Source organism: Streptomyces sp. NBC_01314 (genome assembly GCF_041435215.1).
In the GTDB taxonomy this organism is placed as follows: domain Bacteria; phylum Actinomycetota; class Actinomycetes; order Streptomycetales; family Streptomycetaceae; genus Streptomyces.
Window position 1 is genome coordinate 2,501,812 of record NZ_CP108394.1, and the last position, 24,467, is coordinate 2,526,278.

A 24,467-nucleotide genomic window follows, 5' to 3' on the forward strand; every position below is an offset into this window, starting at 1 on the left:
TTCACGCTCCGTTCGGTTGTCGGGAAAGTGCCGGTCGTCGGTGGCTGGTTGCGCCCACGCGGCGGAAGCCGCATATCAGGCACTGCCCCGCGCCCCTCACCAGCGGAGGGGCGCGGGAAGGCTTCGTTACGGGGCCGTCAGCGGGGCATACGCGTCCGGGCGGCGGTCGCGGAAGAACTGCCAGCGGTCGCGGACCTCGCGGAGCTTGGCCAGGTCCAGGTCGCGGACCACGAGTTCGGTCTCCTTGTCGCTGGCCACCTCGCCCACGAACTGGGCCTCCGGGTCCACGAAGTAGGAGGTGCCGTAGAAGTCGTTGTCGCCCAGCTCCTCGACGCCGACCCGGTTGATCGCGCCGATGAAGTACTCGTTGGCGACGGCCGACGCCGGCTGCTCCAGCTGCCACAGGTAGCGGGACAGCCCCCGCGAGGTGGCCGACGGGTTGAACACGATCTCGGCGCCGGCGAGGCCCAGCGCACGCCAGCCCTCCGGGAAGTGCCGGTCGTAGCAGATGTAGACGCCGATCTTCCCCACAGCGGTGTCGAAGACGGGCCAGCCCGCGTTCCCGGGGCGGAAGTAGAACTTCTCCCAGAAGCCGGGGACCTGGGGGATGTGGTGCTTGCGGTACTTGCCGAGGTACTTGCCGTCCGAGTCGATCACGGCGGCGGTGTTGTAGAGGACGCCCGGCTGCTCCTCCTCGTACATCGGCAGCACGAGGACGAGACCCAGCTCCCTGGCGAGCGCCTGGAAGCGCTTGACGATCGGGCCGTCGGGGATCTGCTCGGCGTACTCGTAGAACGCCTTGTCCTGGACCTGGCAGAAGTAGGGACCGTAGAACAGCTCCTGGAAGCACAGGACCTGCGCACCCTGCGCGGCCGCGTCGCGGGCCGCCTGCTCGTGGACCTGGATCATCGACTCCTTGTCGCCGGTCCAGGCCGTCTGGAAGATGGCTGCGCGGATGACTCTGCTCATCGGGACCTCCGGTAACTCGGTGTGCGGCGAGCGTATGGAGTCCGGAAGTCGGGTTTGAGTTGCACGGTGTCACGTCTGCGGGCGTTTCGCGTTCCACCGTGTCACCTCTTCGCGGACGCATGTTTCACCGCCGTTTTCGCAGGTCCCGGCATGTTTCAGCCCTGTTGCGCGTCGTGGGCGAGGAGGGCGATGTGGACCGACGCGGCCTGTTCGAAGTCGTCGAGGTCCACGCCGAGGCGGGCCTCTATGGCTTCGAGCCGTCGGTACAGCGCGGGCCGGCTGACGTGGTGCAGCTGAGCCGTGTGCGACTTGTTGCGGCCGGTCGCGAGGTAGGTCCGCAGTACGGGCAGCAGATCCTGCTCGGCGTGTCCGTCGCCGCACAGCAGCCCGTCCAGCTCCCGCTCGGCGAAGGCCTGTACGTGCGGGTCGTCCCGCAGCAGCCGGACCAGGCCGCGCAAATGCACGTCCCGCAGACGTACGACGAGCGGCACGTCGAGCCCGGTCCCCGAGGACTGGGCGACGGCGTCCGCCACATGCCGGGCCTCCCGCAGCCCGCCCGGCACGTCCTCCCAGGTGGTCCGCGCCTCAGCGGCCGCCACGACCGGCTTCCGCACCCCCGACTCCGACCGCAGCCGGGTCGCGAAGTGCGCGGTGAGCGCGGTCGCGTCCTGGTCCCGGGCGAGGCTGAGGAGTACGGCGGTGGCACCCTCCGCCAGTTCGGCGACGAGCCCGGGAAGGCCCAGCATCCGCAGTACGCGGTCGAGTTGGGCCGGTTCCTCGTCGCGTACGACGAGCGGTACGAACGTACGGCGGTTGACCGGGAGCCCGGCCGCCCGTGCCCTCGGCAGCAGTTGCCGGGCCGGTACGACTCCGGAGACCAGGTCCGTCAGGAGGCTCTGCGCGGACTGCTCCTCCCAGGAGTGCGCCGCACCGCCGAGCATGCGGTGCAGGACGAGCGCTTCGGCGGCCCGGTCCGCGAGCAGCCGCCCGGTGGCGGTGTCGCCGCGGTACCCGCACAGCACGATCTGTCCCCAGCGCTCCCCGCGCCCGCCCAGCTCGGCCCGTGCCCAGCCGTCGCCCGCGCTGCCGCCCGCCTGTCGGGAGATCCGCTCCCAGTCGCGCAGCACGTCGTCGACCGCCGACCGCTCCCCCGCCGTGGCGAGGACGCGATGGGCGAGGTTGGTGACGACGAGCGGACAGCCCGCGTGCTTGGCGATCTCGTCGAGGAGCCGTTGCAGCGGGGCACCGGCGGTGATCAGTCCGGTCAGGGCCGTGCGGACGGCCTCCGACAGGCTCACGGCCGCGAACTTCCGCCGCACCAACCGGGATTGCACCTCTTCGGTCAGTTCGGCGAAGGGGAACGGCCGGTGCAGCACCACCATGGGCAGACCGCACCGTTCCGCCGCCCGGCGCATCACGTCGGGCGGCGTCGGGAAGGCCCGGCCGAGACCGAGGACGACCGCCGCGGCCTCGGCCCGGTACAGCGAGCGGATGTACTCGGCCTGGGCCTCGACGTTCCCGGCGAGCAGGACCCCGGTGGTGAGGACCATCTCGCCGCCGGTGAGCATCACGCCCACGTCGGGGGCCTCGGCCACATGCACCCAGCGCACGGGCCGGTCGAGCTGACCGGCCCCGGCCACCACCTCGGGCTCTCCGGCGAGGACCCGGTCCAGGTTGAGGACCTGGCGTACCGACAGGGCGGGTTCCAAGGCGGTGGTCATGGCGCTGGGTTTCCTTACATCTGGTGTTACTGAATGCTCCTCAGAGCACGTTCGAGGGCGTCGGCGCCCTCCTCCGCCTCCGCGACGGTCAGCGCCAGCGGGGGCGCGACGCGCAGCGCGCTGGTGTTGTGGCCGCCGCCCTTGCCGATCAACAGGCCCTCCCGGCGGGCGGCTTCGAGGACCGCCGAGGCGGCCTCCGGGTTCGCCTCGTCGGTGCCGGGTTTGACCAGCTCGATGCCGATCATGAGCCCCCGGCCGCGTACTTCCCGCACCTGTGGGATCTGGGCGGTGATCGCGCGCAGCCGTTCGATGAGCAGTCCGCCGACGCGGCGCGCGTTGCCCTGGAGGTCGTGCTCGATCAGGTAGTTCAGGTTGGCGAGCCCGGCGGCCATGGTGATCTGGGTGCCGCCGAAGGTCGAGATCGAGTTGCTGTCCAGGCAGTTCATGACCTCGGAGCGGGCGACGACACCGCCGATGGACATGCCGTTGCCGATGCCCTTGGCGAAGGTGAGGATGTCCGGCGGCCCGTTCTGGCCGTGCGCCTGCCAGCCCCAGAAGTTGTCGCCGGTGCGGCCCCACCCGGTCTGCACCTCGTCCGCGATCCACAGCACACCCTGCCGCTGCAGCACCTCGCGGAAGGCCGCGTACAGGCCGTCCGGCGGTGAGGTGAAGCCGCCGACGCCCTGGATCGGCTCGGCGATCAGCGCGGCCGGCGGCCGGCCGTGGCCGAGCAGGTCCTCCAGGTCGGCGACGCAGGCCGTGATGAAGTCGGCGTCGCTCAGGTCGGCGTACGGGCCGCGGGTCCGGACGCCGCCGTGCACGTACAGCGTCTGGAGCGGTGACAGCGAGGTCGGGGACCAGCCCTTGTTGCCGGTGATGCCGACCGCGCTGAACGAGCGGCCGTGGTAGCTGTTGCGCATCGCCAGGATCTGGTTGCTGCGGCGGTACGTCGTCGCCAGCATCAGCGCGGTGTCGTTGGCCTCGGTGCCGGAGGTGGTGAAGAAGACGCGGGCGTCCGGGATGCCGGACATCTGCGCGATCCGCTCGGCGAGTTCGACCATCGGCCGGTTGAGGTAGAGCGTCGAGGAGTGGATGATCCGCCCGGCCTGCTCGCTCACCGCCTTGGTGACCTCGGGCAGCGCGTGCGCCGTCATCGTGGTGAGGATGCCGCCGAAGAAGTCGAGGTACTTGTTGCCCCGGGCGTCCCAGACATGGCGGCCCTCGCCGTGGGTGATCTCCAGCGGGTCCGCGTAGTAGAGCGCGAGCCAGTCGGGCAGTACGGCCTTGTGGCGTCCGAGCAGTTCGTCGGTCACGGCTGCACCACTCCTTTCACTGCTGTACGGGTTCTGCGTGTGTCACGGCTGTACGTGCCCACCTCAGGGCTGCACGAGTCCTTCGCACGCGGTCACGGCTGTACGAGCCCCTCGTACGCGTCGGGCCGACGGTCCCGGTAGAACGCCCACTGCTGCCGCACTTCCTCGATCAGGTCGAAGTCGAGATCCCGTACGACGAGTTCCTCGTCGTGCCCACTGGCGACCTCGCCGACGAACTTGCCGCGCGGGTCCACGAAGTACGAGGTGCCGTAGAAGTCGTTGTCCCCGTACTCCTCCACGCCGACCCGGTTGATCGCGGCGATGAAGTACTCGTTGGCGACGGCTGCCGCGGGCTGCTCCAGCTGCCACAGGTGGGAGGACAGGCCCCGGTGGGTCGCGGACGGGTTGTACACGAGCTGGGCGCCGTTCAGACCGAGCTGGCGCCAGCCCTCCGGGAAGTGGCGGTCGTAGCAGATGTAGACGCCGACCTTGCCGACGGCCGTCTCGAAGACCGGCCAGCCGAGGTTTCCGGGCTTGAAGTAGTACTTCTCCCAGAACCCCTTGACCTGGGGGATGTGGTGCTTGCGGTACTTGCCGAGGTAGGTGCCGTCGGAGTCGATCACCGCCGCGGTGTTGTAGTAGAACCCGGACTGCTCGACCTCGAAGACCGGGACGACGATCACCATGCCGGTCTCGCGGGCCAGCTCCCGCATCCGCGTGACGGTCGGGCCGTCCGGGACGGGTTCCGCCCAGGCGTAGTGCTCGGGTTCCTGGACCTGGCAGAAATAGGGCGCGTTGAAGACTTCCTGGAAGCCGATCACCTTGGCGCCCTGCCGGGCCGCCTCGCGGGCGTGCTCGACGTGCTTGGCGACCATGGATTCGGTGTCGCCGGTCCAGGTCGCCTGGACCAGGGCGGCGCGTACGACGTTGGCCATGTCAGGTGCTCCTTCGACAGGGACCTCAGCGAGCCTCTACGCCCGTAGAAGCAGGCCGTAGAGGCTTGAAACTAAGCCCCGTCGACTGGCTGGGCAAGACCATCGTCGTCAACCGGCCGAGTCGATCACGTTTCGCACTCCAGTGGGCGATTACCTCTGTGTTTCGCGCGCCGAACCGGCCGGCGCCCCGGCCGTCCCACGGGCGGCCCCACGGGCGGCTGTCGGGCGCGGCCGGTGGGTCGGAGGTGGCGGGGCGGGTCAGGTGATTCCCTGCACGCGCAGCGCGTGCACGACCTCTCGGCAACGCTCCTCGGAGACGGCGCGCGCCGCCGCCAGCACCAGGGGCTTGAGGCGTCGCGGATCGGCCTCCGCGGTGCGCGCCGCCTCCTCCGGTGTACGCACGCGTACATACACGTCGAGCAGCGCACGCGCCTCCCGCTCACGCCCCTCGGTGGTGAACGCGAGCACCGCCTCGCCGATCTCCTCGGCGGGCCGTGAGACGCCCTGCCGCAGCACCTGCTCGCCGTCCGAGGCGCGGCCCACCGCGTTCAGGGCGTCCGCGACCGCGACCAGTCGGTCGGCGGGCAGCGAGCCGGCCTCCCACAACAGGGTCGCCCAGTCGGCGCCCAGCCCCGCGCGGCGAAGGTCGGCCGCGAGCAGCGGGAAGCGGGCGGCAGGCCACCGCGCGACCTCCACGAGGAGGGCGTGCGCCTCCCCGCTGCGGCCCTCCCGGCGCAGCCGCACCAACCCCTGCACGGTGTCGGCGACCTCCCGCCGCGCCTCGTCGTCCAGCGGCTGCCGCGCCTGCGGCTGCTTCGGTGCCGCCGCCTCGGCCCCCTCCGCGACACCCGCGTACCGGGCGCCCCGGGGAGCGCGCCCCTTGCGGCCCGCGGCCGGCGCGGCCACGGGCACGACGACGGGCGGAGCCTCCTCGGCCTCCATCGCCCCGGCGAAACGGGCGCCCCCTCGTGGGCGGCGCTTGGCACGCTGCTTGGCGGGCGCCGGGGCGGCGGCCTCCGGAGCGGGGTTGTGGGGGCCGGGCTCGGGGTCGGCGGTGGACGCGGTCCGGGCCTCTTCGTCGGGCTCGGGGAAGGCGGCCGTGTAGGTGTCACGCCGGGCGTCGTGTGCGGCGGCCCCCTCGGGGGTACGGCTGCCGGGCGCAGGACTGTCGGGGGCACGTCCGCCGCCGTACGGGTCCGTGCGTATACGTCCGCCGAGGTACTGGTCCTCACGCGTGCGCCCGCCGCCGTACTGGTCCGCGTGCGCTTGCCCGCCGCCGTACTGCTCCTCATACGTACGTCCGCCGAGGCGCTGCGCCGAGTCGGCCGTGCGTTCCTCCGGTTCCGGCGCTCCCACTCGGAAGACGTCCCCGGCGGTGTTCTCCGGAACGTGCGTGGCGCCCCGCACGGGGCTGTGCGGGGCGCGGCGGTCGGCGTCCTCGATGCGGGTGCGCAGTTCTGTGCAGCGGGCCGTGGCGCGTTCGCGGTCGTTGTGGGCCCAGGCCAGGTCGAGGCGGACGGAGTCGGCCTCGACCTGGGAGGTGGCGGCCTGGAGCAGGCGGGTCAGTTCGGCGGTGCGTTCGGCGGCGTGGCGCTGCTCGCGGAGCATGACGTCGAGCCTGTCACGGAGAGCGTCACGGCCGCCGGGCCGGGAGTCGTACGCGGCGAGCGAGGCGCTGTGCAGAGCACGGGCCCGCTCGGTCTCCTGGGCCGCCGCGGCGGGACCGTACGCGGTGTTGAGGTCGTGCATGAGCGCTTCCACGACGTCCCAGGGCGGCACCTCCAGGCCGTCCAGACAGGCACGCATGCCGTCGGGGTCGCGCTGCCAGAAAACGGCGCACCAGCCACCGCCCTGGTCGAGCTTCGTCATCAGCTTGTTCAGGTATCCCGCGAACTCCCGCACCTGTCCCGGGAGTTGATCCACAGCCATTCCATGCTCCCCGGCAGACTGGAGTGCTCCGGCCCGTAAGAAAACACCAGTTGTGTTACAGGACGGCTACGCGAAGTTTTCGGAGCGGACGCAGAGTGCTGTGCGCGGCCCTGTGACAGCTGTGCGTGAGGGGTTCAGGCCACCGCGACGACCGACTCCGGCCATGACGGCGAACAGTTCAGGCGACCGCGGCCGTCGGGGCCGGCGCGGCGGCCGGTGCGCATAGCGTGACGAGTTCGTCCATGGACAGACCCATCGCGCGGGCGAGGGCGGCGACCGTGAAGAAGGCCGGGGTGGGAGCTCGGCCGGTCTCGATCTTCCGCAGGGTCTCCGCGGAGATACCCGCGCGGGCGGCGATCTCCGCCATGCTGCGACCGCCGCGCGCCTCGCGCAGCAATCGGCCGAGCCGCTCGCCGCGTTCGTGCTCTTCGGGGGTCAGGGGGGTGCGCACCATGACCCCATTCTAATACCGATCCCCGTCGGCGGACCGGTATATTAATTGGGTATCGAGCGGTATAGTAATTGGCATGGTGGAACTGAAGACGGATGCGTCGATGGACGCGATGTACGAGGCCGGGCAGGTCGTGGGACGAGCGCTGACCGCGGTGCGGAGCGTCGCCGACGTGGGCGTCTCCCTGCTCGAACTGGACGAGGTGGCACACGAGGTGCTGCGCGGGGCGGGCGCCTCGTCGCCGTTCCTCGGCTATCGCCCCTCCTTCGCGCCCACGCCCTTCCCGGCCGTGATCTGCGCCTCCGTGAACGACGCCATCGTGCACGGCATCCCGACGGCGTACCGGCTGCGCGACGGCGACCTCGTCTCCATGGACTTCGGCGCCGAACTGGACGGCTGGGTCGGGGACTCGGCGATCAGCTTCGTGGTGGGCGAGCCGCGCGCCGCCGACCTGCGGCTCGTCGAGACCGCCGAACGCGCCCTCGCCGCGGGCATCGAGGCGGCCGTCGTCGGCAACCGCATCGGCGACATCGCGCACGCGATCGGCACGGTGTGCCGCGCCGCCGGGTACGGGATTCCCGACGGGTTCGGCGGGCACGGGATCGGCCGCCACATGCACGAGGACCCGGGGGTACCGAACGAGGGGCGGCCCGGACGCGGGATGAAGCTGCGGCACGGGATGGTCCTGGCCATCGAGCCGATGCTGATCGGCGGGGGCGGCGACGGGTACCACGCGGCGCCGGACGGGTGGACGTTGCGCACGGACGACGGGTCCCGGGCGGCTCATGCGGAACATACGGTCGCCATCACGGATGCCGGGCCGCGGGTACTGACCGCGCGGTGACGGGGACTTCGAAGCGCCGTCGAGCCGCGCGGGAAGCCCCCACGCATCCGCACCCGCACCCACGCCCCCAAAGCGAACCCGTATCCCCAACGGCGCCCTGGTGTAGCCCCGCCGCGCATGGGAACCCGGTGGCGAATGAACAGCGGATTCCCGGGGCCCGAGGGCTACGGTCCGGACCCCTTCAGTGAGTTCTTCGCCCGTTTCTTCGGTGGGCCGCGCCCACAGCGGATCGAGATCGGCCGGCTGATGAGCGGCCAGGCCCGCCAACTGGTGGCCGACGCCGCGGCGTACGCGGCACGGCACGGCAGCAGTGACCTGGACACCCAGCATCTGCTGCGCGCCGCGCTGAACACCGAGCCGACCCGAAGTCTGGTGGCCCGCGCGGGCGCCGACCCCGACGCGCTGGCCGGTGAGATCGACGAACGGTCGGGCCCGGAGCGGCACAAGCCGGGCCAGGGGCCGGCGCCCGCGTCCCTGGCACTGACCCCCGCGGTCAAACGGGCCCTGCTGGACGCGCACGAACTGGCCCGGGTCACCGGCTCCGGCCACATCGGCCCCGAACACGTCCTGAGCGCCCTCGCCGCCAACCCCGACTCGGCCGCCGGGCACATCCTCGGAGCCGCGCACCTCTCGGCCTCCGCGCTGCCGCCGGACGCGTCGGAGCCGCCGACGACGCCCCCGCCCGCCGGAATCCCCCTCGCCGGATTTCCGCGCTCCGACCTGCCGCGCCGCACCCCCACCGCCACCCCGACCCTGGACAAGTACGGCCGCGACCTGACCGACCTCGCCTTTCAGGGCCGTATCGACCCGGTCATCGGGCGGGAGGAGGAGATCGAGCAGACCGTCGAAGTGCTCTCCCGGCGCGGCAAGAACAACCCTGTGCTCATCGGTGAGGCGGGCGTCGGCAAGACCGCGATCGTGGAGGGGCTGGCCCAGCGCGTCGCCGAGGGGGACGTGCCCGATGTGCTGGCCGGGCGCCGGGTGGTCGCCCTGGATCTGTCCGGGGTGGTCGCCGGGACCCGTTACCGGGGCGACTTCGAGGAACGGCTGACGAACATCGTCGACGAGATCCGCGCGCACTCCGAGGAACTGGTCGTCTTCATCGACGAGTTGCACACGGTCGTGGGCGCCGGCTCGGGCGAGGGCAGCGTGCTGGACGCGGGCGACATCCTCAAGCCGGCCCTGGCCCGCGGCGAGCTGAACATCGTCGGGGCGACGACCTTGGACGAGTACCGGCGGATCGAGAAGGACGCGGCGCTGGCCCGCCGGTTCCAGCCGGTGCTGGTCCCCGAGCCGGACGGCGACGACGCCCTGGAGATCCTGCGCGGGCTGCGTGACCGGTACGAGGCCCACCATCAGGTCCGCTACGGCGACGAGGCCCTGGTGGCCGCCGTGGAGCTGTCGGACCGGTACCTCACCGACCGCCGGCTGCCCGACAAGGCCATCGATCTGATGGACCAGGCCGGGGCCCGGGTCCGGCTGCGCGCCCGGACGAAGGGGACGGACGTACGGGCCCTGGAACGGGAGATCGAGCGGGTGACCCGGGACAAGGACCAGGCGGTCGCGGGTGAGCAGTACGAGCAGGCCACCCGCCTGCGGGACCGGATCGGCGAGCTCAGGGACCGGATCGCCGAAGGGCGCGGCGAGAAGCGGGCCGACGACGGGCAGAGTCTGGAGATCACCGCCGAGGACATCGCCGAGGTCGTCTCCCGGCAGACCGGCATCCCCGTCAGCAGCCTCACGCAGGAGGAGACGGAACGGCTGCTCGGGCTGGAACGGCGGCTGCGTCAGCGGGTCGTCGGGCAGGACGAGGCGGTGCGTGTGGTGGCGGACGCCGTGCTGCGCTCGCGCGCCGGGCTGGCCAGTCCCGAACGGCCGATCGGCAGTTTCCTGTTCCTGGGCCCGACCGGCGTCGGCAAGACCGAACTGGCCCGCGCGCTGGCGGAGGCCCTCTTCGGCGGCGAGGACCGGATGGTGCGGCTCGACATGAGCGAGTACCAGGAGCGGCACGCCGTCAGCCGGCTGGTCGGCGCCCCGCCCGGCTACGTCGGCCACGAGGAGGCCGGGCAGCTGACGGAGACCGTACGACGGCATCCGTACGCGCTGCTGTTGCTGGACGAGGTGGAGAAGGCCCACCCGGACGTCTTCAACCTGCTGCTCCAGGTCCTCGACGACGGCAGGCTCACCGACGCGCGGGGCCGCACGGTCGACTTCACCCACACCGTGGTCGTCATGACCAGCAACCTGGGCTCGGAGGCCATCGGCCGGGGCGGGTCGGGGCTGGGCTTCTCGGCGGGCGATGCGGAGGCGGTCGAGGAGGACCGGCGCGAGCGGATCCTGCGGCCGCTGCGGGAGCACTTCCGGCCCGAGTTCCTCAACCGCGTCGACGAGATCGTCGTCTTCCGCCGGCTCACCGACGACCAACTGCGGCGGATCACCGACCTGCTGCTGGAGCGGACCCGGCACCGGTTGCACGCGCGGGGCGTCACCATCGAGTTCACCGAGAGGGCCGTCGAATGGCTCGCCCGCCACGGTGACCAGCCCGAGTACGGCGCCCGCCCGCTGCGCCGCACGATCCAGCGGGAGGTCGAGAACCCCCTGTCCCGACTGCTCCTCGATGGTCGGCTGCCGTCCGGCAGCCGGGTGGTGGCGGACGTGGAGGCCGTGGAGGACGGGCGGCTCGCCTTCCGAACGACGCCGCCCGCCCCACAGTGACACCTGCCCTCGCTGACACCTACTCCGTGGGGTGCACGACCATCGCCGCGCCGCCCCCGCGCCGTACGGTCTCCGCGGCGGCCAGCCACTTGCCGTTCGACAGGCGCTGGACGGCCGTGGCCGCGCCGATCTCCGGGTTCTGCCGGAAGCCGTGCCCGATTGCTTCGAGCTCGGTCCTCAACGGGCTGTTCCACAGGCCCGGTTCGAGCTCGGTGGTGGTCTGGTTGCGCTGGCTGGCGCGTGGCGCGGCGATCGCGTCGACCAGCGGCAGGCCCCGGTCGAGGAAGCCGGTCAGGGTCTGCAGCACGGTCGTGATGATGGTCGCGCCGCCCGGCGAACCGAGCGCCACCACGGGCTTGTCGTGCCGGTCGAGCACGATCGTCGGCGACATCGACGAGCGCGGCCGCTTGCCCGGCCCCGGCAGGTTCGGGTCGTGCACGGCAGGGCTGGCCGGGGTGAAGGAGAAGTCCGTCAGCTCGTTGTTGAGCAGGAAGCCCCGGCCCGGCACGGTGATACCGCTGCCGCCGGTCTGCTCGATGGTGAGTGTGTACGAGACGACGTTGCCCCACTTGTCGGCGACCGTGAGATGGGTCGTGCTGTCACCCTCGTACGTCGTCGGCGCTGCCGTCCCGCCCGTCGCGCAGGCCGCCGGATCGCGCGGGTCGCCCGGCGCGACGGGGCTGGTGAGCACCGCGTCGTCCTTGATCAGGCACTCGCGCGAGTCGGCGAACCTCTGCGACAGCAGCCCCTTCGTCGGTACGTCCTCGAAGGCGGGGTCACCGACCCAGCGGCCACGGTCGGCGAACGCGATACGGCTGGCCTCGATGTAGCGGTGCAGGTACTGGACGTCGCTCGCCTTCGAGAGGTCGGTCCGCTCCAGGATGTTGAGCGCCTCGGCGACCGTCGTGCCGCCGGAGGAGGAGGGGGCCATTCCGTAGACGCCGAGGCCCCGGTACTTCGCCTTCGTGGGCGCCTGGCGCTTCGCGCGGTACGCGGCGAGGTCGGCGGTGGTCAGGTCGCCGGGGCGGGCGTTGTAGCCCGAACTCGGGTCCACGGGCGGCTTGTTGACCGTATCGACGATGTCCTGCGCGAGGTCGCCCCGGTAGAGGGCGCCGACGCCCTTGCGGCCCAACTCGGCGTAGGTGCGTGCCAGATCGGGGTTCTTGAGGGTCGAGCCGACCACCGGCAGCTGCCCGCCGGGGAGGTAGAGGTCGACGGTGGCCGGGAAGTTACGGAACCTGGCCTCGTTGGAGGCGGTCTGGGCGCGGAACGTCGGGTCGACGGTGAAGCCGTCGCGGGCGAGCTTCTCGGCGGGCTTCAGCAGCTTGCCGAGCGACTTGGTGCCCCAACTGCTCAGCGCCGTCTGCCAGGTTGCCGGGGTCCCGGGCGTGCCGACGCTCAGCCCGCTGGTGACGGCCTCGGCGAACGGGATCGGCGCGCCGTTCTCCAGGAAGAGGCTCTCGTCGGCGCTCAGGGGTGCGGTCTCCCGGCCGTCGATGGTGTGCACCGTACGGGACCTGGCGTCGTAGTAGACGAAGTAGCCCCCTCCGCCGATGCCCGAGGAGTAGGGCTCCGTGACGCCGAGCGCGGCGGCCGTGGCGACGGCCGCGTCCACCGCGTTGCCGCCCTTGCGGAGCATCTCGATGCCGGCGGCGGAGGCGTCCGGGTCGACGCTGGAGACGGCGCCGCCGTAGCCGACGGCGACCGGGGCCTTCTCGACGGTGTCCGTCGCGGCCAGGGACGGCGGGGCCGCGCCCATCGACACCACGGCGGACGTTGCCGCCAGCACAGCCAGTTTCCGCGCGACAGGACGACGCAGACGCATCCGTACCTCCAGTCAAGGACCGTCCGCGCAGACTAACGCGGGTGCCATGGCCCCGTCAGCGGCGTCTCGGCCATCCGGCGGACCCGCACCGCTCTCGCGACGGCACGCCGAACCAGGACACCAGACACGGAATCGGACAGGGATTCGGACAGGGTTCGGCTCGCCCGCTACCATGCGCGGCCATGAATGACGACGTGCGCAATATCGTCCTCGGCGTGATCGCGGCGGGGCTCAGTGCCTCGCTGGGCTGGCTCTTCCGGACGTACCTGTGGAAGCGGAAACTCCGCCGGAAGCAGACGTTCTTCGGACTGCCCGACAACTCCGAGTCCTTGCTGGTGGTCAGCCGCGATCCGTCCACAGTGAATCTGGCGGTGCACCGCTTCGACGTGTTCGCACTGCTGGAGCTCTCCGCACTGATCAAGGACTGCGGCGCGCACGCACAGATCATCACCCAGGACGCCGCCCAGCAGGGCTTCGGCGAACGCACCGAGTTCTGCGTGGGAGGGCCCGGCTCCAACCGGCGTATGGCCGCCCACATAGCGGCCATGCTGCCGGGTATCCGTTTCAACCTCGACCCCGATCCCGGCCCCGACCGGGCCGCCCTGCACGTCGGCAGCGAGCAGTACCGCCTCGACCCCGGCATCACCGAGCACGTCGTCCTGGCCCGGCTCACCACCGGTCAGCCGGACCAGTCCCGGCCCGTCTTCCTCTTCTGCGGCCAGCGCGCGATCACCAACCAGGCCGCCACCCGCTACCTCGCCCGCAACCACGAGCGCCTGCACCGCAAGTACGGCACCGGCACCTTCGTCCTCCTCCTGAAGGTCGTCAACTCCCAGGCGTACGGCCCCGATGTGGTCGAGCTCGTCTCGGACGTCACCCGCGCGGCCCAGGCCCCGGCACCGACCCCGTCGGCCCCGGCACAGATCTCGCACCGCGCCTCCTAGTTCACGGCTGAACGTTACCGTCACGTAACTTACTGGGGAGTTACTTCCGGTAAGGGAGTCCGGTTACCGTCGGGTCACTTTGCACTTACACGAGTGAGGAGCGACCCGTGAGACACCAGCACGGCACCACATCGCGTACGGCCAGGGCCCTGCGTACGAGCGCCGCGGGCGCCGTCTCGGCCACCCTGGTCGCCGGTACGGCCCTCGGCCTGGCCCCCGCCGCCGAGGCGGCGTCCGGCGCCACCGCCGACCCCACCACGCGCTTCGTCGACATCGAGGGCGACGGTGGCACGGTCCTCAAGGCCAACGTGGTCGCGCCCGCGGACGCCTCGCGCGCCCACCCCCTCCTCGTGCTGCCCACGAGCTGGGGCCTCCCCCAGGTCGAGTACCTGGCCCAGGCACGGAAGCTCGCCGAAGCCGGTTACGTCGTGGTCAGTTACAACGTCCGCGGCTTCTGGGAATCCGGCGGATACATAGAGGTCGCGGGGCCACCCGACACAGCCGACGCCTCCAAGGTGATCGACTGGGCCCTCGCGAACACTTCGGCCGACGCCGCGCGCATCGGCATGGCGGGGCTGTCGTACGGCGCGGGCATCAGCCTGCTCACCGCCGCGCACGACAAGCGCGTCAAGGCGGTCGCCGCGCTGAGCGGCTGGGCGGACCTGATCGACTCGATCTACGGCGGGCGCACCCAGCACCTCCAGGCAGCCGCCCTCCTGGACGGCGCCGGACGGATCACCGGCCGCCAGGGCCCCGAACTCCAGCAGCTCTTCGAGAACTTCTACGCCTCCAACCTGGCCAAGGAGGAGGACATGATCGCCTGGGGGAAGAAACGTTCCCCCGAGACCTACCTGGACCAGCTCAACACCAACGGCACGGCGGTCATGCTCGCCAACGCCTGGGGCGACTCGATCTTCCCGCCCAACCAGTACGCCGACTTCTACGAGAAGCTCACCGGCCCCAAGCGGCTGGAACTGCGCCCCGGTGACCACGCCACCACGGAGGCGACCGGACTGTTCGGGCTGCCCAACGACGTGTGGACGGACACCCAGCGCTGGTTCGACCGCTACCTCAAGGGCACGCCCAACGGCATCGACCGCGAGCAGCCCGTACGGCTCAAGTCCCGTACGGGCGGCGCCTTCGAGGGCTACCCGGACTGGAAGTCGGTCACCGCGACCCGCGAGAAGATCGCCCTGACGGGCGGCACCACGATCCGCGCGAACGTCGACTCGGGCGCGGACGGCGGTGTCGTCTTCCTCTCCAGCATCCTGGACCAGGTGGCCCAACTGCCGCCCGTGGCCTCGATTCCGCTGCTGCCGCGCCGCTGGGCGGCCGTGTGGCAGTCGGAGAAGTACGCGACGGCGCGGTCCGTGCGGGGGACCGCGAAGCTGCACACCACGGTCACGGCCACCAAGGAGAGCGGCACCCTCGTCGCCTACCTGTACGACGTGGGCCCGCTCGGCCTCGGCAAGCTGGTCAGCCACGCGCCGTACACCTTCCACGGCGAGACACCCGGCAAGCCGTTCGGCGTGGACCTGGAGTTGCTCTCCACGGCCTACGACGTTCCGGCGGGCCACCGTCTCGCCCTGGTCGTCGACACGGTCGACCCGCTCTACATCGAGCACAACCCGACCGGCGCGCAGCTGACCTTCTCCTCGCCGCCGAACGACCCGTCGTACGTGTCGATCCCGCTGCGCGAGCAGTGATCTCCGGCTGCTGCCGGGCGGGCCTGGCCCCTGGCTACTGCGCGCCTGGCAGCAGCATCCCTTTTCGGCCGGGGGTGGCGTCCACGGCCTCGCTCACCCCAAGTGGATGAACCGCTCATCGTAGTCGAGGCCCGCGCCGGGTCCAGTGGCGGTGGTCAGTGCTTGAGGATCTTGGAGAGAAAGTCCTTGGCACGGTCGCTCTCCGGGTTCGTGAAGAAGCCGTCCGGAGTGCGGTCCTCGACGATGCGGCCGTCCGCCATGAAGACGACACGGTTCGCGGCGGAGCGGGCGAAGCCCATCTCATGGGTGACGACGACCATGGTCATGCCCTCACGTGCCAACTGCTGCATGACTTCGAGGACTTCGTTGATCATTTCCGGGTCGAGGGCCGAGGTCGGCTCGTCGAACAGCATGACCTTGGGGTCCATGGCGAGGGCGCGGGCGATGGCCACGCGCTGCTGCTGGCCGCCGGAGAGCTGCGCCGGATACTTCGTCGCCTGGTCGGCGAGGCCGACACGGTCGAGGAGTTCGCGGGAGCGCCTGTCGGCGTCCTCCTTCTTCCGTTTGCGGACCTTGACCTGACCGAGCGACACATTCTGCAGGACCGTCCTGTGCGCGAAGAGGTTGAATGCCTGGAAGACCATTCCGACGTCCGCGCGGAGCGCCGCGAGGGCCTTGCCCTCGTCCGGCAGCGGCTGCCCGTCGAGCAGGATCGTGCCGGAGCGAATGGGCTCAAGCCGGTTGATCGCCCTGCACAGCGTCGACTTCCCCGACCCCGACGGGCCGATGACCACGACCACCTCCCCCTTGCCGACGGTCAGGTCGATGTCCTGCAGGACATGCAGCTCGCCGAAGTACTTGTTCACGTCGTGCATCTCGATCAGCGGATCGACCGCCATGCCCTGCCCGCCCTACTCGCTCTCGGCCCGTGCCATGTCGTGTCGTGTCGTGTCGTGTCGTGTTGGTGTCGTGTCGCAGGTGCCGCAAACTATCCGGACGGATGTTGCCCTCAGGGACGACACGCACTGTCAGGGATTAGCCGTATTTTCAGGAGTCGGCCACGTCGCAGGCGGCGCGGAGGACAGCGTGCGGGACGGCGCGGGAGGCCGTCATCCCTCCGCGACCTCGGCGTACAGCTGGGACAGTTCCGGTGCGCCGCTCGCGGCCCACTCGTGGCCGGCCTCGACCACGTCGATCTCACGGCCGGACATCAGGCGCACCACGGGCTGCCCATCGGGCCAGATCTCCCAGCGGGCGCCGGGGACGGTCCGTACGACGACCGTGCCCAGGTAGAGCCCGGCGTCGTTCCCGAGCCAGGCCACGGTCTCCTCGTCGTCGCGCCAGCGCGGAACGAGCTGGTCGAGGGCTTCCAGCGAGGCTGCGGAGTCGTCCAGTCGAACACCGGCCTGTGCGGCCTGCGCGCGCAGCAGTTCGCATTCGGAGAGGAGTTCGGCGAGTCCTTCGTGACCGTCGTCACCGTCGCCGCCGGTGAACACCGCGACCCCGAAAACGGAGTCACGCCTCTTGCGCCAGTTGCCCAGGAAAGAGATGTTCATGCGCTCAGCGTGTCATCCGCATCACCCTCAGCACCACAGGCGCGCGGGGACCGACTGTTCGCCGGGAGTTCGTTCGCATTTCGAGCCCGCCTCATGGACGGGTTCCTGACGCCTCATTGGCTTCATGACGCATCTGTCGTCTCATCGTTGTACCGATGTCGCATCCGTCGTCATCGATCGCCATCGTCGCCAACATGGTCATCAGTGAGCGGGAGGGGTCACGCGTGCGCCGACGCGTCCGGGGAACGACCGTCGTACTGGCACTTCTGGCGGCGGTGGCACCCGTCGCCACCGCCCGGGCCGCCGGCGGCCCGGTGCCCGAACCGGTGCCGCTGGAACGCCTCTTCGACAATCGGGCGGTCAGCGACGACGCGCGGCCCGCCGAGGCCGACTTCGACGGCTCCGGCGGTTCCCTCTCCGCCACCGACCTGACGGCCGCCGGGTGGACACCCGGACGCGCGCTGACCGTTCAGGGCGCGCGCCTGACCTGGCCGCGCCGCACGGCGGGCGAGCCCGACAACGTACGCGCCGCCGGCCAGTCCGTCCGTGTACGGGGCCGGGGAGACGCCCTCGCCTTCCTCGTCGCCGCCACGGGCGGCACCGAGGCGACCGGCACCGGTACGGTCCGCTACACGAGCGGCGCCCGCTCCGCGTACCGCCTGACCGCCCCGGACTGGCGCACCGGCCCGCTCGCCACCAAAGCCGTGGCGCTCCCTCACATCAACACTCCCGGCGGTCAACTCACCGAGAAGGCACGGCTGTACGTCGTCACCGTGCCGGTCACGCGTGGCCGCGAAGTCGCCTCAGTGACCCTGCCGCGCAACCGGGACCTGCATGTGTTCGCCCTGTCCGTCCGCCCCGAGTCGCCCGGCTGGACCGGCGGTTGGGCCGCTTCCGCCTCCGGATACACGGCCGTCGGCCCCTGGACCGACCGCACACTGCGGCTCGTCGTCCACACCTCGGCGGGCGGGCCCCGGGTCCGGATCCGGCTCGACAACACCTTCGCGTCGGCGCCGGTACGGGTGGGCAGCGCGACGGTGGCGTTGCAGGCGGCGGGGGCGACCGCCCGCAGCGCGCCGGTGCCGCTGTCGTTCGGGGGCGCGGCGGGTACCGGTATCCCGGCGGGCGCCCAGGCGTTCAGCGACCCGCTGGGCTTCGAAGTGCCGCCGGACACCAACCTGTTGGTGAGCTTCCACCTGCCGGGCACGGTGACGGCCGCCCCGGTGCACCGGCTCGCCCAGCAGACGTCGTACGTGAGCGAGCCGGGGGACCACGCGGGCGAGGGCTCGGCGACTGCGTACACCTCGACGCTCACGACCTGGCCGCTGCTGACCGGTGTGGACGTGGGCGGCGGGCCGGGCTCCGTCGTGCTCCTCGGGGACTCGATCACCGACGGCGAGAGGGTGACGGCCGACGCGAACCGGCGGTGGCCGGATGTGCTGGCCGGGCGGCTGCTCGCCCAGGACGAGGTCCCGCGCTACGGCGTCCTCAACCAGGGGATCTCGGCGAACCGGGTGGTCACCGACCGCTATCCCGGCGACGGTGTCTCCACCGACACGGGCGGCGTGAGCGCCCTGCACCGCCTCGACCGTGACGTCCTCGCCCAGACCTCCGCCCGTACCGCCGTCGTCTTCCAGGGCGTCAACGACGTCCGCTGGGGTGCGACGGCGGGCGAGGTCGTCGCCGGACTGCGGGAGATCGCGGCCCGGGGGCACGAGCGGGGACTGCGCATGCTCGTGGCGACGATCGCGCCGTGCGAGGGCGAGTCCCGCTGCACGGCCGACGCCGACGAGCGGCGGGTCGCGGTGAACGAGTGGATCCGGGGGAACGAGGAGTTCGACGGGATCCTCGACTTCGACGTGGTGCTGCGCGACCCCGATCGCCCGGCCCGGTTATTTCCCGCGTACGACAGCGGGGACCATCTGCATCCGAACGAAACGGGACTGGCCGTGCTGGCCGAGTCGGTGGACCTCAGGCTCCTCTGAGCCGCCGGAAACTACACCTCCAGGTCCACCACGACCGGCGCGTGGTCCGACGCGCCCTTGCCCTTCCGCTCCTCCCGGTCCACGTACGAGTCGGTCACGGCCTTCGCGAACGCCTCGTTGCCGTAGACGAGGTCGATGCGCATGCCCCGGTTCTTCGGGAAGCAGAGCTGGCGGTAGTCCCAGTACGTGAAGGGGTGCTCGTACTTGAGGGGGCGCGGGACGACGTCGGAGAGGCCGGCCTCGCGGAGGGAGGCGAGGGCGGCACGCTCGGCGGGGGTGACATGGGTGAGGCCCTCGAAGGCGGCGACGTCGTACACGTCGTCGTCCGTCGGCGCCACGTTGTAGTCGCCCATGACGGCGAAGGGGCGGCTGCCGGCCGCGTCGCCCGCGACGGTGGCCTTGAGGGCCTCGAACCACTGGAGCTTGTACGCGTAGTGCGGGTGGTCGACCTCGCGGCCGTTCGGCACGTACACCGACCAGACGCGGACCGGGCCGCAGGTCGCGGAGATCGCGCGGGGCTCCACGACGCCGTCGTAGCCGGGGTCGCCGGGCAGGCCCTTGACCACGTCCTCGATGCCGACGCGGGAGATCACCGCCACGCCGTTCCACCGGCCCGTCGCGTGCACCGCCGCCTCGTAGCCCGCCTCGCGCAGCGCGTCGAACGGGAAGCCGTCCTCGGCGATCTTGGCCTCCTGGAGGCAGAGCACGTCGGTGCCGCTGCTCTCCAGCCAGGCCAGGAGCCTCGGGAGACGGGCGGTGATCGAGTTCACGTTCCAGGTCGCGATGCGCATGCCTCACAACCTACCGGGCGGGTCCGACAACGCCGGTCACGCCCGGTCGCCGACGACGACGTGCGCGCTGCTCAGACGTCCGCCGAGGTGCCGGGGGCGAGACGCAGGTGCTCGGCACCGCCCAGGGTGCCGATCTGGCGGTCGTAGATGGGGCGGGCGAGGTCGGTGAGGAGGGCGTCGTGGATGTCGTACGCGCGGTGCGGCTTCACCTCGCGGACGTAGTCGATGACTTCGGAGATCTTGCTCCAGGGGGCCATGACGGGGAGCATCAGCGTCTCGACGGCATGGTCGGGGACGGTGAGGGCGTCGCCAGGGTGGAAGACCCGGCCGCGGTCGACGAGGTAGCCGACGTTGGTGATGCGCGGGATGTCCGGGTGGATGACGGCGTGGAGCTCGCCGTGGACCTGGACGTCGAAGCCCGCGGCGGTGAACGTGTCGCCGTGGCCGACGGTGTGCACCCGGCCGGGGAAGGCGGCGGAGATCTTCTCGGCGACGGACCGCAGGGTCCAGATCTCGGCGGCCGGGTTGCCCTCCAGGGCCGTCCGCAGCCGTCCCTCGTCGAAATGGTCGATGTGCTCGTGCGTGACCAGGACGGCGTCCGCGCCGATCGCGGCGTCCTCCTCGCTGAACCCGCCCGGGTCGATGACGAGCGTGCGTCCGTCCTTCTCCAGACGGACGCAGGCGTGCGACTTCTTGGTGAGCTTCATGGGTCCATCCTGCCTCCGGCCACCGGTTGTGCGCCCACCGGCGGCCGGGCTCGGCACCGGGGCTCACTCCTCGGGGGTGGTCTCCTCGCGGATGACCTGCTGGGCCACGCGGAACGCGCTGTTCGCGGCCGGCACCCCGCAGTAGACGGCGGCCTGGAGGAGGACTTCCTTGATCTCGTTCGGGGTGAGGCCGTTGCGGAGGGCGGCGCGGGTGTGGAAGGCGAGTTCGTCCAGGTGTCCGCCGGCGACGAGCGCGGTCAGCGTGACACAGCTGCGGGAGCGGCGGTCGAGACCGGGCCGGTCCCAGATCTCGCCCCAGGCGTAGCGGGTGATGAACTCCTGGAAGTCGCCGGAGAACTCGTCCGCCGAGGCCAGCGCCCGGTCGACATGCGCGTCCCCGAGCACCTCGCGGCGGACCTTGAGCCCGGCGTCGTACGGGTCCGGTCTGCCCAGCGCCTCGGGCTGGGCGGCGGCCGGGGCGATCTCGGCGACCGGTCCGGTCTGCGGCGGAACGGCGGCGAGGACCGGCTTGACCGGGGCCGCCGGGATGGCGACCTGGCCGGTGATGGAGTCGTAGGCGGGCTGCCAGGCGGTGGAGAAGTGCCGTACGAGGAGGTCGGTGACGGCGGCGGGCTGTTCGACCGGCACGAGGTGCGAGGCGCCGGGTACGACGGCGAGCCGGGCGTCCGGGATGCCCGCGACGAGCGTGCGGGCCTCGGCGGGGCCGGTGACCTGGTCGTCGGAGCCGACGAGGACGAGGGTGGGGACGCCGATACGGCCGAGTTCGCCGCGCACGTCGAACGAGGCGAGCGCCTCGCAGGCGGCGATGTAGCAACCGGGGTCGGTGGTGCGCACCATCTGCACGGCCCACTCGGTGATCGCCGGCTGAGCCGCCGCGAACCCGCCGGTGAACCAGCGGTCCGGAGACGTACGGGCGATCGGGTCGAGGCCGTTCGTCCGCACGATCACCCCGCGCTGACGGAACTCGTCGGCCGTGCCGAAGCGGGGCGAGGCGGCGATCAGCGCGAGCGAGGCGATGCGTTCGGGATGGCGCAGCGCGAGCTCGACGCCGATGGCGCCGCCGAGCGCACAGCCCGCGTAACCGAACCGCTGCACCCCGACGGCGTCGAGCGTGGCCAGCAGCCGGGCGGCCAACTCGGTGACCGAGCCGCCCGGGTACGCGGGCGCACCACCGTGGCCCGGCAGGTCGAAGCGGAAGATCCGCCACTGTTTGGTCAGTTCTGGGACCTGCCGGTCCCACATGTGCCATGTAGTACCGAGCGAGGGTCCGAGGATCAGGACCGGGGCGTCGTCCGGCCCGTCGAACCGGTACTGGAGGGCGGGGGTCTGCGTCTCACTCACCGCTCCACGCTAACGTCCCTTCCTCGGTGCTCGGTCCCAGGCCCCCGAATCAGCCCGGACAGCTCCCGAACATCAGCGGGCAACTCTCACATCGTCTTCACCGGAGCGCAGGTCACAGGCCGGTGACACAGCCGGCGCGGGGTGACCCGAACGGGCATCGAACAAACATCCCCGCGTGTCGTGTGTCGCGTGTCGGGTCGCGCATCGGGGTCGTGTGCCGCGCGTTGCGTGTCGGGGGCGTGTTGTCGCGCGTCGTGTGTCGCATGTCGCATGTCGCATGTCGGGGCGTGTGCCGCGCGTCGCGTGTCCCCGTTGCCGGCCGGGTGGGGCCGTGGCTCGGTCGGCCGTCAGTCGTCGGCGGATCCCAGACCCGTGAGCGCGCCCACCGGGTCGAGGTCCGGTGTGCCTCGCGGCCACCAGTCGTCGTGGCCCGGTTCGGACTCGTACGCGTACCAGAGGCCGTCGCGGCCGAGGCGGAGTTGGACGTGACCGCGGGGGTGGGTGAGGTGGTTGCGCCGGGGGCGGAAGGCCGGGAGGTCGGCGGCGAGGAGCAGGGGACGGGCGCGGTCGAAGCGGCCGGCCGGCGGGTCCCAGAAGTCCTCCAGGACGGCCAGCCCTTCGAGGCCGCCCTGACGCCAGGCGGCGACCGCGCGGGCCAGGTCGGCCGGGGTGCGTCCGGTGGCTGCGGCCAGGGAGGAGTAGAGGGCGCGGGTCGTGGCCGTGAGGCCGGAGCCGGGGCGGGCGGCGGCGAGTCGTACCGCGTCCTGCCACAGCGTCAGTTCGGCCACCGGGTCGCGTCCCGTGGTGAGCAGCGCATGCGCGCGGGCGGCCGCGTCGGTGGCCAACTGGTCCAGGGCGAACGGGTCCGGGCCGCCGGGCACGCCCGGGTACACCGGCGGCTGTTCCGGGTGCGGCGGCGGGGGCGAGGGGGCGGGCAGCGGGGGAAGGGTGCGCGGGGCGAGGGCGTCGAGGGCCCGTACCCCGGGAAGCGGTGCGGGCTCCTGCTCCTGCGCGGCACGCGCCGCACGGGCCGCGTTCCGCCGCGACAGGGCGTCGAGCAGCTCCCGCTCGCCCCGGCCCCGCAGCAGCAACAGCACGAACGGGTCCTCGTCCAGCAGCCGCGCCGTCTGGTAGCAGAGCGCGGCGGCGTGCTTGCAGGGGTGCCCGAAGTCGGGGCAACTGCAACGGGGTTCGAGCTCCCCGGCGCCGGGCAACAGACGCACGCCGTCCCCGGCTCCGGGGCCTGCGAGGCGTCCGGGTCCACGATCTGCCGCGGCTGCGGCTCCGAAGCCGGCCTCGGGTCCTGGTCCGGCTTCGGAGCCGGCCTCGGAGCCGGCCTCGGGTCCGGCGAGAGTCTGCGGCAGCTCCTTGTCCAACAGCGCGGCGATGTGGCCCGGTTGCTCCGCCGCCGCGTCCAGGAAGCGGTCCCATTCCTTCTCGTCCAGCGTCCGCAGGCGGAGTTGCACCCGGTACGGCCGAGGCCTGCTCCCGTGCACATACGCCAGCACCAGCCCCGGCGTGACGGTGATCGCGTCCACCTGCCCCTTGTCGGCGTACGCCCGCCCCCGCGCCAACCGCGCCGCGTCCAACGCGCCCTCTTCCAGAGCCGTCACCCACGTGTTGCCCCACCAGCTCTCCGCGAACGCCTCCCCGGCCGAGGGGCGCGGCGGCAACGGCCGGAAGGTACGCCGCAGTTCACCGTCCCGGGAGGGTGCGGCCATGGTGCGGGGGACGCGGGGGGCTGCGGCGAGGTCGGTGTCCTGGTGAGGGGCACTGGGCCGGGCGGGGGCCGGCTCCGGGTCGGCCACGGCCGAGGTGGGCTCCCGCCGCGCGGAGGTGCCGCCTGTTGCCGGGGACGGGGCGTGCGTGGTGCGGCCGGGAACGGCGGGGCCATGGGTCGCGCGGTCGCGGGTCACGCCCTCGCGAGGGGGCGGCGGCTCGTGGAACTCCCCCGCCGCCGCAGAACCGACACCCTCCCCCTCGGTGTCCGTGCCCATGAGGGAGGTCTCGTCGGCTTCCGGCTCCTCGGAGGGCAACTTGAAGGCGTCGGCGAGCAGTTCGCGTACGTCACCCATCCGGCTTCCCGAAGCCCGGTCTCGGCCCGCCGCCGGCGGCCGCGAAGTCCGGCCTGCCTTGTCCGTGGCCTCGGCCTCGGCCTCGGCCTCGGCACGAGTGCCCTCCGCCTCGCCCCGGGCCCGCCCGGTGGCATCGCGTGCGGCCCGCAAGGCCTCGCGGGCTATGTCGCCGGGGCGAGCGCCCGGCTTGCTTCCCCCACCGGCCCAAGCACCGGAACCGGGCCCCGGCCCGTCACCGAGCCGGGAGTCCCCGGGGTCGGCAGAAGCACGCTCCACCGCCCGCCCGCCCGGAGCACTCCGCGTCAGCGGCTCGGCCTCACCGCGCCCTCCCACGGGCTCGACCCCGCCCCGCTCTCCCGCCGACTCCGCCGACTCCTTCAGACCCCCCGCCCTGGACTCCGCGGCCCTCCGCAACGCCTCCCGCGCCACGTCAGCGGGCCGGGCGGAGGCCTGCGGGGCCGTCCGAGCGTCGGGTGTCCTTTTCTCCCCCGCCGCGTCGGCCCCCGGCGCAGAGCCCGAACCCCGTTGATCGACGGCGTCGGCCCCGGCCCCGTACCTGTCCCGTTCCCGCGCCGCCCGCAGCGCCCGGCGGGCCACGTCGGCGGGCCGGGACCCGGCACCGGAATCCGGCCGGTCCAT

At 72.0% G+C, this 24,467-nt stretch carries 18 protein-coding genes; 5 read left to right on the forward strand and 13 right to left on the reverse strand.

Annotated elements, in window-relative coordinates; all coding sequences use genetic code 11:
• Window positions 1-126: 126 nt before the first annotated feature.
• The 6 genes from OG622_RS11085 to OG622_RS11110 form a co-directional block, all read right to left on the reverse strand.
• Window positions 127-969, reverse strand: coding sequence for a nitrilase-related carbon-nitrogen hydrolase (locus tag OG622_RS11085; protein WP_371575319.1), 843 nt, complete (start codon window positions 967-969; stop codon window positions 127-129).
• Between the two features lie 155 nt (window positions 970-1,124).
• Entirely contained in the window at window positions 1,125-2,690 is a 1,566-nt protein-coding gene (locus tag OG622_RS11090) for a PucR family transcriptional regulator (protein WP_371575321.1), read from the reverse strand.
• A 26-nt stretch (window positions 2,691-2,716) separates the two neighbouring features.
• Window positions 2,717-4,003 (reverse strand): aspartate aminotransferase family protein, encoded by a 1,287-nt coding sequence (locus OG622_RS11095; RefSeq protein ID WP_371575323.1) that lies wholly within the window; start codon window positions 4,001-4,003, stop codon window positions 2,717-2,719.
• Between the two features lie 92 nt (window positions 4,004-4,095).
• Complete coding sequence (locus tag OG622_RS11100; protein WP_371575325.1) at window positions 4,096-4,938, reverse strand: nitrilase-related carbon-nitrogen hydrolase; 843 nt, start codon at window positions 4,936-4,938, stop codon at window positions 4,096-4,098.
• A 258-nt stretch (window positions 4,939-5,196) separates the two neighbouring features.
• Complete coding sequence (locus OG622_RS11105) at window positions 5,197-6,867, reverse strand: hypothetical protein (RefSeq protein ID WP_371575327.1); 1,671 nt, start codon at window positions 6,865-6,867, stop codon at window positions 5,197-5,199.
• Window positions 6,868-7,045: 178 nt separating this feature from the next.
• Window positions 7,046-7,321: a helix-turn-helix domain-containing protein gene (locus tag OG622_RS11110; RefSeq protein ID WP_371575329.1), complete on the reverse strand. Its 276-nt coding sequence runs from the start codon at window positions 7,319-7,321 to the stop codon at window positions 7,046-7,048.
• 73 nt (window positions 7,322-7,394) lie between these two features.
• Here OG622_RS11110 and map point away from each other — a divergent pair, with 73 nt between their 5' ends.
• Window positions 7,395-8,162 carry a type I methionyl aminopeptidase gene (gene map, locus OG622_RS11115; RefSeq protein ID WP_371575331.1) on the forward strand — a complete coding sequence of 256 codons (768 nt, stop codon included), beginning with the start codon at window positions 7,395-7,397 and terminating at the stop codon, window positions 8,160-8,162.
• A 135-nt stretch (window positions 8,163-8,297) separates the two neighbouring features.
• Complete coding sequence (locus OG622_RS11120) at window positions 8,298-10,877, forward strand: ATP-dependent Clp protease ATP-binding subunit (RefSeq protein ID WP_371575333.1); 2,580 nt, start codon at window positions 8,298-8,300, stop codon at window positions 10,875-10,877.
• A gap of 19 nt (window positions 10,878-10,896) precedes the next feature.
• Here OG622_RS11120 and ggt read toward each other — a convergent pair whose 3' ends face one another.
• Window positions 10,897-12,702: a gamma-glutamyltransferase gene (gene ggt, locus OG622_RS11125; RefSeq protein WP_371575335.1), complete on the reverse strand. Its 1,806-nt coding sequence runs from the start codon at window positions 12,700-12,702 to the stop codon at window positions 10,897-10,899.
• Window positions 12,703-12,884: 182 nt separating this feature from the next.
• On the opposite strand from ggt, the gene OG622_RS11130 reads away from it, so the two are divergent.
• Window positions 12,885-13,646, forward strand: a complete 762-nt coding sequence (locus OG622_RS11130; protein WP_371575337.1) for a hypothetical protein — start codon at window positions 12,885-12,887, stop codon at window positions 13,644-13,646.
• Between the two features lie 107 nt (window positions 13,647-13,753).
• Entirely contained in the window at window positions 13,754-15,352 is a 1,599-nt protein-coding gene (locus OG622_RS11135) for an alpha/beta fold hydrolase (protein WP_371575338.1), read from the forward strand.
• A 155-nt stretch (window positions 15,353-15,507) separates the two neighbouring features.
• Here the strand turns inward: OG622_RS11135 and OG622_RS11140 are convergent, their stop codons facing one another.
• The gene (locus tag OG622_RS11140; RefSeq protein WP_371575340.1) at window positions 15,508-16,251 is read right to left on the reverse strand and encodes an amino acid ABC transporter ATP-binding protein; all 744 of its coding nucleotides are present in this window, start codon (window positions 16,249-16,251) and stop codon (window positions 15,508-15,510) included.
• 210 nt (window positions 16,252-16,461) lie between these two features.
• Window positions 16,462-16,908: a DUF6278 family protein gene (locus OG622_RS11145; protein WP_371575342.1), complete on the reverse strand. Its 447-nt coding sequence runs from the start codon at window positions 16,906-16,908 to the stop codon at window positions 16,462-16,464.
• A 194-nt stretch (window positions 16,909-17,102) separates the two neighbouring features.
• On the opposite strand from OG622_RS11145, the gene OG622_RS11150 reads away from it, so the two are divergent.
• Window positions 17,103-18,893 (forward strand): SGNH/GDSL hydrolase family protein, encoded by a 1,791-nt coding sequence (locus tag OG622_RS11150; protein WP_371584065.1) that lies wholly within the window; start codon window positions 17,103-17,105, stop codon window positions 18,891-18,893.
• 11 nt (window positions 18,894-18,904) lie between these two features.
• On the opposite strand, the gene OG622_RS11155 is transcribed toward OG622_RS11150, so the two are convergent.
• The 4 genes from OG622_RS11155 to OG622_RS11170 all read right to left on the reverse strand — a co-directional run bounded on the left by OG622_RS11155 (window position 18,905) and on the right by OG622_RS11170 (window position 24,467).
• Window positions 18,905-19,684: an exodeoxyribonuclease III gene (locus OG622_RS11155; protein ID WP_371575344.1), complete on the reverse strand. Its 780-nt coding sequence runs from the start codon at window positions 19,682-19,684 to the stop codon at window positions 18,905-18,907.
• A gap of 71 nt (window positions 19,685-19,755) precedes the next feature.
• Window positions 19,756-20,391 (reverse strand): MBL fold metallo-hydrolase, encoded by a 636-nt coding sequence (locus OG622_RS11160; RefSeq protein ID WP_371575346.1) that lies wholly within the window; start codon window positions 20,389-20,391, stop codon window positions 19,756-19,758.
• A gap of 63 nt (window positions 20,392-20,454) precedes the next feature.
• A complete protein-coding gene (gene pcaC / locus OG622_RS11165) occupies window positions 20,455-21,753 on the reverse strand; it encodes a 4-carboxymuconolactone decarboxylase (protein WP_371575348.1) in 1,299 nt (432 codons plus the stop codon).
• A gap of 347 nt (window positions 21,754-22,100) precedes the next feature.
• Window positions 22,101-24,467, reverse strand: coding sequence for an SWIM zinc finger family protein (locus tag OG622_RS11170; protein WP_371584066.1), 2,367 nt, complete (start codon window positions 24,465-24,467; stop codon window positions 22,101-22,103).

Excerpts from the sequence above, each read along its gene's own strand:
- OG622_RS11155 (WP_371575344.1), bottom strand. The coding sequence starts at position 19,684 with ATGCGCATCGCGACCTGGAACGTGAACTCGATCACCGCCCGTCTCCCG.
- OG622_RS11140 (WP_371575340.1), bottom strand. The coding sequence starts at position 16,251 with ATGGCGGTCGATCCGCTGATCGAGATGCACGACGTGAACAAGTACTTC.
- OG622_RS11130 (WP_371575337.1), top strand. The coding sequence starts at position 12,885 with ATGAATGACGACGTGCGCAATATCGTCCTCGGCGTGATCGCGGCGGGG.
- OG622_RS11085 (WP_371575319.1), bottom strand. The coding sequence starts at position 969 with ATGAGCAGAGTCATCCGCGCAGCCATCTTCCAGACGGCCTGGACCGGC.
- OG622_RS11110 (WP_371575329.1), bottom strand. The coding sequence starts at position 7,321 with ATGGTGCGCACCCCCCTGACCCCCGAAGAGCACGAACGCGGCGAGCGG.
- OG622_RS11090 (WP_371575321.1), bottom strand. The coding sequence starts at position 2,690 with ATGACCACCGCCTTGGAACCCGCCCTGTCGGTACGCCAGGTCCTCAAC.
- OG622_RS11160 (WP_371575346.1), bottom strand. The coding sequence starts at position 20,391 with ATGAAGCTCACCAAGAAGTCGCACGCCTGCGTCCGTCTGGAGAAGGAC.
- OG622_RS11100 (WP_371575325.1), bottom strand. The coding sequence starts at position 4,938 with ATGGCCAACGTCGTACGCGCCGCCCTGGTCCAGGCGACCTGGACCGGC.
- OG622_RS11105 (WP_371575327.1), bottom strand. The coding sequence starts at position 6,867 with ATGGCTGTGGATCAACTCCCGGGACAGGTGCGGGAGTTCGCGGGATAC.
- OG622_RS11145 (WP_371575342.1), bottom strand. The coding sequence starts at position 16,908 with ATGAACATCTCTTTCCTGGGCAACTGGCGCAAGAGGCGTGACTCCGTT.
- OG622_RS11150 (WP_371584065.1), top strand. The coding sequence starts at position 17,103 with ATGGTCATCAGTGAGCGGGAGGGGTCACGCGTGCGCCGACGCGTCCGG.
- ggt (WP_371575335.1), bottom strand. The coding sequence starts at position 12,702 with ATGCGTCTGCGTCGTCCTGTCGCGCGGAAACTGGCTGTGCTGGCGGCA.
- OG622_RS11120 (WP_371575333.1), top strand. The coding sequence starts at position 8,298 with ATGAACAGCGGATTCCCGGGGCCCGAGGGCTACGGTCCGGACCCCTTC.
- OG622_RS11170 (WP_371584066.1), bottom strand. The coding sequence starts at position 24,467 with ATGGACCGGCCGGATTCCGGTGCCGGGTCCCGGCCCGCCGACGTGGCC.
- map (WP_371575331.1), top strand. The coding sequence starts at position 7,395 with ATGGTGGAACTGAAGACGGATGCGTCGATGGACGCGATGTACGAGGCC.